We start from the raw sequence: 12,286 nt of genomic DNA, 5'->3' as shown, positions 1-12,286 counted from the left end.
GAGGGGGTCAGTCCGCCAGGACGTAGCCCGCCTCGCCGTGGATGGCCGTGTCGATGCCGGCGATCTCGTCCTCGTTCTTCACGCGGAAGCCCATCGTCTTCTGGATGATCCAGCCGATGAGGAGCGTCATGACGAAGGAGTAGGCGAGGACGGTGAAGGCCGCGAGGGCCTGCTTGCCGAGCTGGCTCGCGTCGCCGGTGAGGAACAGGCCCACGCCGGTGCCGAAGAAGCCGATGTAGAGCGTTCCGATGAGGCCGCCGACCAGGTGCACGCCGACCACGTCGAGCGAGTCGTCGTAGCCGAGGCGGTACTTGAGGTCGATCGCCAGGGCGCAGACGGCTCCGGTGATGACGCCCAGGACGATCGCCCAGAACGGCGACAGGCTGGCGCACGCCGGGGTGATCGCGACGAGGCCCGCGACCGCGCCCGAGGCGGCGCCGATCGAGGTGGGCTTGCCGTCCTTGATCTTCTCGACGACGAGCCAGCCGAGGATCGCGGCGGCCGGAGCGGCGATGGTGTTGAGGAAGGCGACGGCCGCGATGCCGTCGGCGGCGAGCTCGGAGCCGGCGTTGAAGCCGAACCAGCCGAACCACAGCAGTCCGGCGCCCAGGAGCACGAACGGCGGGTTGTGCGGCTGGTGCGCGCCCTTGGTGAAGTTGACGCGCTTGCCGAGCACCAGGGCGAGGGCGAGGGCCGCCGCTCCGGCGTTGATGTGGACGGCGGTGCCGCCCGCGAAGTCGATCGCGCCGACGCCGTAGGCGATCCAGCCGCCGTCGACGACGGTGGCGTCGTCGCCGAGGGTGAAGTTGAAGACCCACGAGGCGACCGGGAAGTAGACGACGGTGGCCCAGACGCCGGCGAAGACCATCCAGGCCCCGAACTTCGCGCGGTCCGCGATGGCGCCGGAGATGAGCGCGACGGTGATGATCGCGAACGTCGCCTGGAACGCGGCGAAGGCCAGCGTCGGGTAGGCCGTCGTCTGCTCGCCGAGTGCGTCGTTGTAGATGCCCTGCAGGCCGATCTGGGCGGTGTCGATGCCGAGGACGCCGTCGATGCCGACGAAGGTGTCGGTCCCCGCGGGGCCGGACGGGCCGTTGCCGAACGCGATCGCGTAGCCGTACAGGACCCAGAGGACCCCGATGAGGCCCATGGCTCCGAAGCTGAGCATCATCATGCTGATGACGCTCTTCGCACGCACCAGGCCGCCGTAGAAGAAGGCGAGCCCGGGGGTCATGAGCAGGACCAGCGCGGCTGCGATGAGCAGGAACGCGGTATTGCCTTGATCCATTGTTGAACCTCTCGTGAGTGTGCAGAGAAAAGCCCGGAGCGAGGACGCTGCGTCGGAGCACGGCCTGGAGACACGCGGGTGTCGGGTCACCTCGGGTAGCCGACAGTCTGGTGGCGCGAGGTTTCGTCCCGTGAGGCACCGCGTTTCGCGGAGGTTACGGCCGAGGCCCCTGTGTAAAAAGCGCGTTACGGCGCGCTGGCGGACGGCACGACGACGACCCCGGGAACGCCGGGAGGAGAGCGGATCCGCCCCTAGGAGCGGGGCGCCATCGAGGTGAGCGCGATGAGCCGCGACATCGAGCGCAGGTACTTCTTGCGGTAGCCGCCGCTCAGCATGTCGCCGCCGAAGACCTCGTCGAGGGGCGTCCCGGAGGCGAGGACCGGGATCTGCGCGTCGTAGACCCGGTCGATGAAGGCCACGAGGCGCAGGGCGTCGGTCTGGTCGGTCAGAGCGGTGACGCCCCGGAGCACGATGGTGTCGACGCCGTCGATCACCTTGATGTAGCGGGAGGGGTGCACGGTGCCCAGGTGGTGCACGGCGTCCGCGAACGGGTCGTCGGTGACGACGGAGCCGGCGGGGGCGGCCGCGACGAGAGCGTCGATCTCCTCGTCGGTGCGCACCACGGCGTGGCCCTCGATGTCGCGGCGCCGGTAGTCGGTGCCGTCGATCCGCATCGTCTCGAAGTGGGCGGCCATCGACTGGATCTCGCGGAGGAAGTCCGCTGCGGCGAAGCGCCCCTCGCCCAGCGCGTTGGGCGGGGTGTTCGAGGTCGCGGCGATGCGGGTCCCGGAGGCGACCAGCTCGCCGAGGAGCCGCGTCATCAGCATCGTGTCGCCCGGGTCGTCCAGCTCGAACTCGTCGATGCACAGCAGCGCCGAGCCCTTGAGGAGCGAGACGGTCGCCGCGTAGCCGAGCGCGCCGACGAGTGCGGTGTACTCGATGAACGTCCCGAAGTAGGTGCGGCCCGGCACCGCGTGCCAGATCGCCGCGAGCAGGTGGGTCTTGCCGACGCCGAAGCCGCCGTCGAGGTACACGCCCGGCTTGACCGCGGGGGCCTTCTTCCGGCCGAAGCCCAGGAAGCCGCCTCCGCCTCCCTTGGATCCGCCGCCGGCGGCGAACGCGCGGAGAGCCTCCACCGCGTCGGCCTGCGAGGGGTACTCCGGGTCGGGACGGTAGCTCTCGAAGGTGGCGCCCTCGAACTGGCGCGGGGGCACCAGCGTCGTCGCGATCTCGTGCCCGCTGATCTGGGGCGAGCGGGCGGTCAGGCTGCTCGTCGATCGGACGTCGTCGGGGCTCACTCGCGTCTCGCATCCTGCGCACGGCGGGGTCCGTGCGCTCAGTGGCGGCGGCCGCACCGGGCACGGAGCCGCCGCGGTTCTGTGTCGAACTCTTACGGCGCCCTCCGTGCGGCGTCGTCCGCGGACGCGTACTGTCGCTGAAGGGCGGGCTCCAGCGTAGCCCGCCGTGGAATCACGCCCGCGCTCCGCGCACCATCCTGGAGGTCCTCCTTGTCCGTCGAAACCGATCCGTCGCCGAAGTTCGCCTCCTACGCGCACCCCGAACGGCTCGTCAGCGCCGACTGGCTCGAGCAGCGCCTCGGCACTCCCGGTCTCGTCGTCGTCGAGTCCGACGAGGACGTCCTGCTCTACGAGACCGGCCACATCCCCGGCTCCGTCAAGATCGACTGGCACACCGACCTCAACGACCCGGTGCAGCGCGACTACATCGACGGTGCCGCGTTCGCCGCGCTGGTCGGCGGCAAGGGCATCGCCCGCGACACCACCGTCGTCGTCTACGGCGACAAGAACAACTGGTGGGCCGCCTACGCGCTCTGGGTCTTCACCCTCTTCGGGCACGAGGACGTCCGTCTGCTCGACGGCGGCCGCGACAAGTGGCTCGCGGAGGGCCGCCCGACGACCACGGACGCCTCCTCCCCGGAGCCCGCCGAGTACCCCGTCGTCGAGCGCAGCGACGCCGAGATCCGCGCCTTCAAGGACGACGTCCTCGCGCACTTCGGCAACCCGCTGATCGACGTCCGCTCCCTGGAGGAGTTCACCGGGCAGCGCACCACGGCGCCGGCCTACCCGGAGGAGGGCGCCCTGCGCGCCGGTCACATCCCGAGCGCGCAGAACGTGCCCTGGGGCAGGGCCGCCGCCGAGGACGGCACCTTCCGCCCCCTCGACGAGCTGAACGGCATCTACCGCGAGGGCGCGGGGCTGAAGGACGGCGACTCCGTCATCGCCTACTGCCGGATCGGCGAGCGCTCCGCCCACACCTGGTTCGTGCTGACCCACCTCCTCGGCTTCGAGGGCGTCCGCAACTACGACGGCTCCTGGACCGAGTGGGGCAGCGCCGTCCGCGTCCCGATCGTGCAGGGCGCCGAGCCCGGCGAGGCCCCCGCGGCCCGCTGACGCGTCACGACGGAGGCCGGGAGCGCCGATCCGCCCGTCGACGGGCCGGATCCGGGCCCCGGCCTCCGCTGCGACCGCCCGCCGCCCCTCCCCCGATGAGACACTGGACCGGATGACCGACACCACGCTCCCCGACGCTCTGCGCGACATCCGCGAGGAGTTCCTCGCCCTCGAGAAGCCGGAGCGCCTGCAGCTCCTGCTCGAGTTCTCGAACGAGCTCCCCGACCTGCCCGAGCGCTACCGCGACCACCCGGACCTCTTCGAGCGCGTGGAGGAGTGCCAGGCGCCCGTCTTCATCGTCGTCGACGTCGAGGGCGGGATCGTGCACCTGCACGCCACGGCTCCCCGCGAGGCGCCCACGACGCGCGGCTTCGCGTCGATCCTGGCGCAGGGCCTGGCCGGGCTCACCCCCGAGCAGGTGCTCGCCGTCCCCGATGACTTCCCGCAGACCATCGGCCTCTCGGAGGCGGTCTCGCCTTTGCGCCTGCGCGGCATGACCGCGTTGCTCGGCCGCACCAAGCGGCAGGTCCGCGCGCACCTGGCCGCATGATCCTCCGGCCGCTCGTCCCCGCCGGTCCGCCGATCGTGATCGGCGAGGAGGGCGCGCGAGCGGCGGTCGCGGACGCCTGGCGTCCCGACGAGGCGGTGCGCGTGCGCCTGAACATGATCGCGAGCGTCACCGGCTCCAGCACCGGCTCCGACGGAACCAGCGAGACGCTCACCAACCGCGTCGACCGCACGATCCTCGGAGTCGTCCGCGAGCAGGCCGACGTCGTCCTCGTCGGAGCCGCCAGCGTCCGCGCCGAGGGCTACCGCGTCCCCCGGCGGGTCCCGCTCGCCGTCGTCTCCGCCTCGGGCGATCTCGCCGGGCACCGCCTGGAGCTGCAGGAGGGCTCCCGGGTCCTGCTGCTGGTGCCGGAGTCGCGCGGCGCGGTGGAGGGGCTCCCCGCCGGCGTCGAGGTCGTCCCGGTCCCGTCCTCCTCGGAGCGGATCGGCGTCGACGAGCTCCTGGAGGCTCTCGCCGGGCTCGGCCTGCACCGCGTCGTCTGCGAGGGCGGCGCCTCGCTCTCGGGCCAGTTCCTCGCCTCGGGCCGGGTCGACGAGCTGTGCCTCACCACCTCGCCGCGCGTGGTCCTCCCGGGCCTCCCGGTCGCGACGGGCACGGCCGTCGTCGACGACGCCTACGCCCTGACGCTGCTGGCCGCGGACGATTCCGGGGCCGTCTACGCCCGCTGGAGCCGCACGCGCTGAGAGCCGCCCACCCGGCGTGCCTCCGCGTCCCGGGCGCGTCGGAACCCTAGTCTGCGATCGTGCCCGAATTCCCAGCGTCGTCCCAGCTCCCCGAGGAGTTCCGGGTCGCGACGGAGTCGATCCGCGTCGCTGCCACGCGCGCCGAGCTCACCGTCTCCGAGATCGCCTCGCCGTCGGGTCTCGCGCCCTGGGCCCTCGCCCTGTCGGGCGACGTCGCGCCGCACGCGCACGGACGCGACTCCGAGCTGGGCACGGGGCGCTTCATCCTGCTCTACGACCCCGAGGAGCCCGAGCAGTGGGGCGGCCCCTTCCGTGTCGTCTGCTTCGCCCAGGCCCCGCTCGAGGTCGAGATCGGCACCGATCCGTTCCTCGCCGAGGTCGCCTGGTCCTGGCTCATCGACGCCCTCGGGGCGCGGGGCGCCTCCTATTCCGCCGCGTCCGGCACGGCCACCAAGGTGCTCTCCACCGGTTTCGGCGAGCTGGCCGCTCAGGGCGACGGTGCGCAGATCGAGATCCGCGCCTCCTGGAGCCCGGATGATGCGCAGCTCGCCGCTCACGTGGAAGGGTGGGGGGAGCTGTTGTGCATGCTCGCGGGTCTCCCGCCCGTATCGAGCGACGGTGTGACCCCGCTCGCCTTCCGACGGAACAACCGTGACTGATTACCGTGTCCTCTCCACGCCCGACGAGTTCCTCGCCGCGGTCGACGCCCTCGCCGCCGGCGAGGGCCCCGTCGCCGTCGACGCCGAGCGCGCCTCCGGCTTCACCTACTCGCAGCGCGCGTACCTGATCCAGGTCTACCGGCGCGGTGCCGGCGCGTTCCTCTTCGATCCCCCCGCCATCGGCCGGATGGACGCCCTGCAGGCGGTCATCGGCCAGGAGGAGTGGGTCCTCCACGCCGCCAGCCAGGATCTCGCCTGCCTGCGCGAGGTGGGCCTGGACCCGGTGCGGATCTTCGACACCGAGCTCGCCGCCCGGCTCCTCGGACTGCCCAAGGTGGGCCTCGGCGCCGTCGTCGAGGACCTCCTCGGCATCCACCTGGCCAAGGAGCACTCGGCCGCCGACTGGTCGACCCGCCCCCTCCCCCAGAGCTGGCTCGTCTACGCCGCGAAGGACGTGGAGCTCCTCGTGGACCTCCGCGACCGCATGGAGGAGATGCTCATCGCCGCGCGGAAGACGCGCATCGCCCGCGAGGAGTTCGAGGCGACGCTCGCGCGCGCCCCGAAGGCGGTCCCGCCGGATCCGTGGCGCCGCCTCTCCGGCATGCACTCGCTCCGCGGCCCGCGCCCCCTCGCCGTGGCGCGCGAGCTCTGGCTGGCCCGGGACGCGTTCGCCCGCGAGCGCGACATCGCTCCCGGCCGCCTGATCCCCGACTCCTCGATCATCGCGGTCGCCCGCAACATCCCGACCAGCATCGGCCAGCTCTCGGGCCGCCGCGATTTCACCGGCCGCGCCAGCCGCGGCGAGGTCGAGCGCTGGTGGGCCGCGATCGAGCGCGGGACGACGACCGAGGACCTGCCGAGCCCGACCCGCCCGGCCGCCGACACGCTCCCCCCTCCGCGCGCGTGGGGCGATCGCAACCCGGCCGCCGACGCGCGCCTGAAGGCGGGACGCGCCGTGGTCACCGAGATCGCGGAGCTGCTCTCGCTCCCGGTCGAGAACCTGCTCACGCCGGAGCTGCTGCGCCGGGTGGCCTGGAACCCGCCCGAGCCGCTGACCGCGGAGTCGGTCGCCGCGGAGCTTACCCGCGCCGGCGCCCGCGCCTGGCAGGTCGAGGCCACATCGGGCTCGATCGCCACCGCGTTTGTCGAAGCGGCCCAAGCGCCGGCCGAGGGCACCGAAACCCCTTCGTAGGAAGCGGCAAAGGATTCCGGCTGCGCGGTGCCGGTTCCTACGATCGACGGCGACCGTCAGTTCCTGGGAGGCATTGTGGCCGAGAGATCCGAAGTCGTGTTCGTCGACGGAGTCCGTACTCCGTTCGGACGTGCCGGCGAGAAGGGCATGTACTGGCAGACCCGAGCCGACGACCTCGTCGTCAAGGCGATGATCGGTCTGCTGGAGCGCAACGGCGCGCTGCCGAAGGAGCGGGTGGACGAGGTGGCGATCGCCGCCACCACCCAGCAGGGCGACCAGGGCCTGACCCTCGGCCGCACGGCGGCGCTGCTCGCAGGGCTGCCGAAGTCGGTGCCCGGCTTCGCCGTCGACCGCATGTGCGCCGGAGCGATGACCTCGGTCACCGCGACCGCGGGCGGCATCGCGTTCGGCGCCTACGACGTGGTCCTCGCCGGCGGCGTGGAGCACATGGGCCGGCACCCGATGGGCTTCGGCGCCGACCCCAACCCGCGCTTCCTCTCCGAGCGTCTCGTCGGCGAGGACGCGCTCAACATGGGCCGCACGGCGGAGCGGATCCACGACCGCTTCCCGCACCTGACGAAGGAGCGCGCCGACCACTACGCCCTGCGGAGCCAGCAGAAGCTCGCCGCCGCGTACGCCACCGGCAGCATCCAGCCGGACCTCGTCCCCGTCGCCACGCGCAGCGCCGCGGGCTGGGGCCTCGCGACCGCCGATGAGGCACCGCGCCCCGAGACGACCCTCGAGGGCCTCGCGGGCCTGCGGACCCCGTTCCGCCCCCACGGCCGGGTGACCGCGGGCAACTCCTCCGGGCTCAACGACGGAGCGACGGTGTCGCTCCTGGCCAGCGCCGAGGCCGCGCAGGAGCTGGGCCTGTCCGCGAAGATGCGGATGGTGAGCTTCGCGTACGCCGGCGTCGAGCCCGAGATCATGGGCATCGGCCCGGTCCCCTCGACCGAGAAGGCGCTCCGCAAGGCGGGCCTGGGCATCGAGGACATCGGGCTCTTCGAGCTCAACGAGGCGTTCGCCGTGCAGGTGCTCTCCTTCCTCGACCACTTCGGCCTCGACGACGACGACCCGCGCGTCAACGAGTACGGCGGAGCGATCGCGATCGGCCACCCGCTCGCCTCCTCCGGGGTCCGGCTGATGATCCAGCTGGCCCGGCAGTTCGAGTCGCACCCCGAGGTGCGCTTCGGAGTGACGGCCCTCTGCGTCGGGCTCGGCCAGGGCGGCACGGTGATCTGGGAGAACCCGCACTACGACGGCAAGCGCGGACGACGGAAGGGACGCTGACCCATGCTCGACGGATTCGAGAACCTCGTGGACCTCGCCGAGGGCGAGGTCGTCACCCACTCCTACGTCCGCGACGTGCCGCTGCCCAGCGGCCGCACGCTCGCCCTGATCACGCTCGACAACGACCGCGACCACACCCGCCCCAACACCTTCGGGCCGGCGTCGCTCTTCGAGCTGGCGGACGTCCTCCTGGCGCAGAAGGAGCGCGCCTCGCGCGGCGAGATCCAGGCGGTCGGCATCACCGGCAAACCGTTCATCCTCGCCGCGGGAGCCGACCTCAGCAAGGTCGGGGCCATCCCGAGCCGTGAGCTCGGCCGCCAGCTGGCGCGCCTGGGCCACCGCACGCTGGGGATGCTGGCCGAGCTGGGCGTGCCGTCCTTCGCCTTCATCAACGGCCTCGCCCTGGGCGGCGGCACCGAGATCGGCCTGAACGCCGACTACCGCACGGTCGACTCCTCCATCCCCGCGCTCGGGCTCCCCGAGGTCTTCCTCGGCATCATCCCCGGCTGGGGCGGCGCGTGGCTCCTGCCGAACCTGATCGGCATCGAGAACGCCCTCAAGGTCGTCGTCGAGAACCCACTCAAGAACAACCGCACGCTCAAGGGCCAGGAGGTGTTCGACCTCGGCATCGCCGACGCGATCTTCCCGCCCGCCGCCTTCCTCGAGGACTCGCTCCGCTGGGCCGACGGTGTGATCGGCGGCTCCGTGAAGGTGGAGCGGCCGAACGCGCCCGGCAAGCTGGAGCGGCTGGTCAAGTGGGACGTCGCGATCTCGATCGCGCGCAAGCAGCTGGAGTCGCGGATCGGCACGGTCGCGGCGTCTCCGTACCGCGCGCTGGAGCTGCTCAAGGCCGCGAAGAACACCACCCGCGAGGAGGGCTTCGCCGCCGAGGACGAGGCGCTGGCCGACCTGATCTCGGGCGACCAGTTCCGCGCGAGCATCTACGCGTTCGATCTGGTGCAGAAGCGCGCCAAGCGTCCCGCGGGAGCGCCCGACAGGGCGCTGGCCAAGCCCGTCACCAAGGTCGGGGTGGTCGGCGCGGGCCTCATGGCCTCGCAGTTCGCGCTGCTCTTCCTCCGCCGCCTCCAGGTGCCGGTGGTCATCACCGACCTCGACCAGGAGCGGGTCGACAAGGGCGTCGCGGGCATCCGCGCCGAGATCGACGCGCTGCTGGCGAAGGGACGCGTCTCCCCCGACGACGCGAACCGCCTCCGCGCGCTGATCACCGGCACGACCGACCGCTCCGACTTCGCCGACGCCGACTGGGTGATCGAGGCGGTCTTCGAGGAGCTGTCGGTGAAGCAGGAGGTCTTCGCCGATATCGAGCGCTACGTCTCGCCCACGGCGGTGCTCGCGACCAACACCTCGTCCCTCTCCGTCGAGCGCATCGGCGAGCGGCTGGAGCACCCCGAGCGCCTCATCGGCTTCCACTTCTTCAACCCGGTCGCGGTCATGCCGCTGATCGAGGTGGTCCGGACACCGCACACCGACGACGAGACCCTCTCGACGGCGATGGTCACCGCCGCGAAGCTCAAGAAGAACGCCGTCATCACGCGCGACACCCCGGGCTTCGTGGTGAACCGCGTGCTGGCGAAGGTCCTGGGCGAGGCGATGCACGCGGTCGACACGGGTACTCCCTTCGAGGTCGTCGAGCAGTCGCTGGCTCCGTTCGGCCTGCCGATGACCCCGTTCGAGCTGCTCGAGCTGGTGGGCCTCAAGGTCGGCGCGCACGTGCTCGACACCCACCACGCCGCGTTCCCCGACCGCTTCTTCGACAGCCCCAACCTGCACCGCCTCGCCGAGCTCGGCCACGTCTTCGAGCGCGACGCGAAGGGGCGTGTGAAGGGCGTCGACAAGCGCGCGGTCGCGATCGTCGCCGGGGGCACGGAGCCGATGACGGCCGAGCAGCTGCGGCTGCGCGTCGAGACGGGTCTCGCGGACGAGGTCAAGCGGATGCTGGACGACGACGTCGTGCACGCCGCCGAGGACATCGACCTCTGCCTGATCCTGGGCGCGGGCTACCCGTTCCAGATGGGTGGGCTCACGCCCTACCTCGACCGGGTCGGCGCGAGCGAGCGGGCGTTCGGGGACACGTTCCACCACCCCGCCATCCGCGGCGTCGACTGAGGCCGAGTGCAGTGACGCGGAAGGGGCGCCGGATCGGATCCGGCGCCCCTTCCGCGCGTCGCCTGCGGGACGGGTCCCGACGGACGATCAGTCGCTGCGGGCGTCGTCCCGGGCCTCGACCTCGTCCGGGAGCGGGCGGGCGACCGGGATCTTGCTGCCCAGCACCTGCGCGACGACGTCGCGGGCGATGTGCTGGGGAGTGAGCCCGACGTCCTCGAGGATCTCCTCGCGCTTGGCGTGGTCGAGGAACTGGTCGGGCAGCCCGAGCTCGGTCACCGCGGTGTCCACGCCGGCCTCGCGCAGGTCCTGGCGGATGCGTGTGCCGATCCCACCGACGCGCACCCCGTCCTCGATCGAGACGACGATGCGGTGCTCGCGGGCGAGCTCGATGATGCTGGTGGGCACGGGCACGACCCAGCGGGGGTCCACGACGGTGGCTCCGATGCCCTGGGCCGCGAGCCGCTCAGCGACCTCGAGACCCATCGCGGCCATCGGCCCGACCGTGACCAGCAGAACGTCCTTGCGCTCGGCGCGGGCGAGCACGTCGACCCCGTCGCCGAGACGCTCGACGGCGTCGATCTCGTCACCGACGCTCCCCTTCGAGAAGCGCACCACGGTCGGCGCGTCGGTGACGCCCACGGCCTCGCGCAGCTCCTCGCGCAGACGCACGGAGTCGCGCGGAGCGGCGAGGCGGATGTTCGGGACGACCTGCAGGATCGCCAGATCCCACATGCCGTGGTGGCTCGGACCGTCGGGCCCGGTGACTCCGGCGCGGTCCAGCACGAAGGTGACGCCCGCTCGGTGCAGTGCGACGTCCATCAAGACCTGGTCGAAGGCGCGGTTCACGAAGGTGGCGTACAGCGCGACGACCGGATGCAGCCCGCCGAAGGCGAGACCGGCGGCCGAGGTCACGGCGTGCTGCTCCGCGATGCCGACGTCGAAGACGCGCTCCGGGTACTTCTCCGCGAGGCGGTCGAGACCGACGGGCCGGAGCATGGCGGCCGTGATGCCGACGATCGTCGGGTCCTCGTCGGCCAGGGTGACGATCTCCTCGGCGAACACCGAGGTCCACGAGCGGGCCCCGGCCGCGCTCAGCGGCTCGCCCGTCTCGGGGTCGATCTGCCCGACGGCGTGGAACTGGTCGGCGAGGTCGTGCACGGCCGGACCGAAGCCCTTGCCCTTCTGGGTGATCGCGTGGACGATGACCGGCTGGCCGTAGTCCTTCGCCTGCTGGAGGGCCTCCTCCATCGCCGTCAGGTCGTGTCCGTCGATCGGCCCCAGGTACTTGATGTCGAGGTTGGAGTAGAGCGCCTCGTTGTTGATGAAGCGGCTGAGGAAGCCGTGGAGCCCGCCGCGCACGCCGCGGTAGACGGCGGCGGCGGGGCCGCCCAGCCGCTCCGAGACGGCCCGGGAGCCGCGGTGCATCGTGCGGTAGGTCGGCCGCGTGCGGACGCCGTTGAGGAAGCGGGCCATGCCGCCGATGGTCGGGGCGTAGGAGCGCCCGTTGTCGTTGACCACGATGACGAGCCCGCGGGAGTTGTCGTCGCTGATGTTGTTCAGCGCCTCCCAGGTCATGCCGCCGGTGAGGGCGCCGTCGCCCACGACCGCGACGACGTGGCGGTCGGTCTGACCGGTCATCGTGAAGGCGCGGGAGATGCCGTCCGCCCAGGACAGCGAGCTGGAGGCGTGCGAGCTCTCGACGATGTCGTGCGGCGACTCCCTCCGCTGCGGGTAGCCGGCGAGGCCGCCGCGCTGCCGGAGCTTCGAGAAGTCCTGGCGACCGGTGAGCAGCTTGTGGACGTAGGACTGGTGGCCGGTGTCGAACACGATCGCGTCGTGCGGCGAGTCGAAGACCCGGTGGATCGCGATGGTCGTCTCGACGACGCCGAGATTCGGCCCCAGGTGGCCGCCGGTCTTCGAGACCTCGCGCACGAGGAAGTCGCGGATCTCCTGCGCCAGCGTCTCGAGCTCGGCCGCGGTCAGGCGATCGAGATCGCGAGGACCGCCGATGGTCTCGAGAACAGCCATGCGCGCCGCCTTCCGGGGTCGTGAGCGAGGTGGGGACGTC

At 71.9% G+C, this 12,286-nt stretch carries 10 protein-coding genes; 7 read left to right on the top strand and 3 right to left on the bottom strand.

The annotated features are described in order from the left end of the window. Nucleotides 1-7: 7 nt before the first annotated feature. Together C5B93_RS06665 and zapE are read right to left on the bottom strand one after the other, a co-directional pair. On the bottom strand, nt 8-1,288 hold the full coding sequence (locus C5B93_RS06665; RefSeq protein WP_104292078.1) for an ammonium transporter: 1,281 nt from the start codon (nt 1,286-1,288) through the stop codon (nt 8-10). Between the two features lie 251 nt (nt 1,289-1,539). Beyond that, nucleotides 1,540-2,586: a cell division protein ZapE gene (zapE, locus tag C5B93_RS06660; protein ID WP_104292077.1), complete on the bottom strand. Its 1,047-nt coding sequence runs from the start codon at nt 2,584-2,586 to the stop codon at nt 1,540-1,542. A gap of 210 nt (nt 2,587-2,796) precedes the next feature. On the opposite strand from zapE, the gene C5B93_RS06655 reads away from it, so the two are divergent. The 7 genes from C5B93_RS06655 to C5B93_RS06625 all read left to right on the top strand — a co-directional run bounded on the left by C5B93_RS06655 (nt 2,797) and on the right by C5B93_RS06625 (nt 10,218). Continuing rightward, a complete protein-coding gene (locus C5B93_RS06655; RefSeq protein ID WP_104292076.1) occupies nt 2,797-3,699 on the top strand; it encodes a sulfurtransferase in 903 nt (300 codons plus the stop codon). A 112-nt stretch (nt 3,700-3,811) separates the two neighbouring features. Further along, nucleotides 3,812-4,249 carry a SufE family protein gene (locus C5B93_RS06650; RefSeq protein ID WP_104222086.1) on the top strand — a complete coding sequence of 146 codons (438 nt, stop codon included), beginning with the start codon at nt 3,812-3,814 and terminating at the stop codon, nt 4,247-4,249. Beyond that, nucleotides 4,246-4,950: a dihydrofolate reductase family protein gene (locus C5B93_RS06645; protein WP_104222088.1), complete on the top strand. Its 705-nt coding sequence runs from the start codon at nt 4,246-4,248 to the stop codon at nt 4,948-4,950. The genes C5B93_RS06650 and C5B93_RS06645 overlap by 4 nt, the downstream gene beginning before the upstream one ends. 59 nt (nt 4,951-5,009) lie before the next feature. Then, the gene (locus C5B93_RS06640; protein WP_104257525.1) at nt 5,010-5,609 is read left to right on the top strand and encodes a DUF3000 domain-containing protein; all 600 of its coding nucleotides are present in this window, start codon (nt 5,010-5,012) and stop codon (nt 5,607-5,609) included. Further along, a complete protein-coding gene (locus C5B93_RS06635) occupies nt 5,602-6,801 on the top strand; it encodes a ribonuclease D (RefSeq protein WP_104222092.1) in 1,200 nt (399 codons plus the stop codon). The genes C5B93_RS06640 and C5B93_RS06635 overlap by 8 nt, the downstream gene beginning before the upstream one ends. A gap of 75 nt (nt 6,802-6,876) precedes the next feature. Next, on the top strand, nt 6,877-8,091 hold the full coding sequence (locus C5B93_RS06630) for a thiolase family protein (protein ID WP_104292075.1): 1,215 nt from the start codon (nt 6,877-6,879) through the stop codon (nt 8,089-8,091). 3 nt (nt 8,092-8,094) lie between these two features. After that, nucleotides 8,095-10,218, top strand: a complete 2,124-nt coding sequence (locus tag C5B93_RS06625) for a 3-hydroxyacyl-CoA dehydrogenase NAD-binding domain-containing protein (RefSeq protein WP_104292074.1) — start codon at nt 8,095-8,097, stop codon at nt 10,216-10,218. A gap of 87 nt (nt 10,219-10,305) precedes the next feature. Here C5B93_RS06625 and dxs read toward each other — a convergent pair whose 3' ends face one another. Then, nucleotides 10,306-12,246, bottom strand: a complete 1,941-nt coding sequence (gene dxs, locus C5B93_RS06620) for a 1-deoxy-D-xylulose-5-phosphate synthase (protein ID WP_104268674.1) — start codon at nt 12,244-12,246, stop codon at nt 10,306-10,308. Nucleotides 12,247-12,286 lie beyond the last annotated feature (40 nt).

The organism is Rathayibacter sp. AY1A2, from assembly GCF_002930935.1.
GTDB lineage: Bacteria > Actinomycetota > Actinomycetes > Actinomycetales > Microbacteriaceae > Rathayibacter.
This window is presented reverse-complemented; position numbering and strand designations above follow the sequence as displayed.

Coding starts and splice junctions, on each gene's coding strand:
- C5B93_RS06650 (WP_104222086.1), top strand. CDS start 3,812: ATGACCGACACCACGCTCCCCGACGCTCTGCGCGACATCCGCGAGGAG.
- C5B93_RS06665 (WP_104292078.1), bottom strand. CDS start 1,288: ATGGATCAAGGCAATACCGCGTTCCTGCTCATCGCAGCCGCGCTGGTC.
- C5B93_RS06625 (WP_104292074.1), top strand. CDS start 8,095: ATGCTCGACGGATTCGAGAACCTCGTGGACCTCGCCGAGGGCGAGGTC.
- C5B93_RS06645 (WP_104222088.1), top strand. CDS start 4,246: ATGATCCTCCGGCCGCTCGTCCCCGCCGGTCCGCCGATCGTGATCGGC.
- dxs (WP_104268674.1), bottom strand. CDS start 12,246: ATGGCTGTTCTCGAGACCATCGGCGGTCCTCGCGATCTCGATCGCCTG.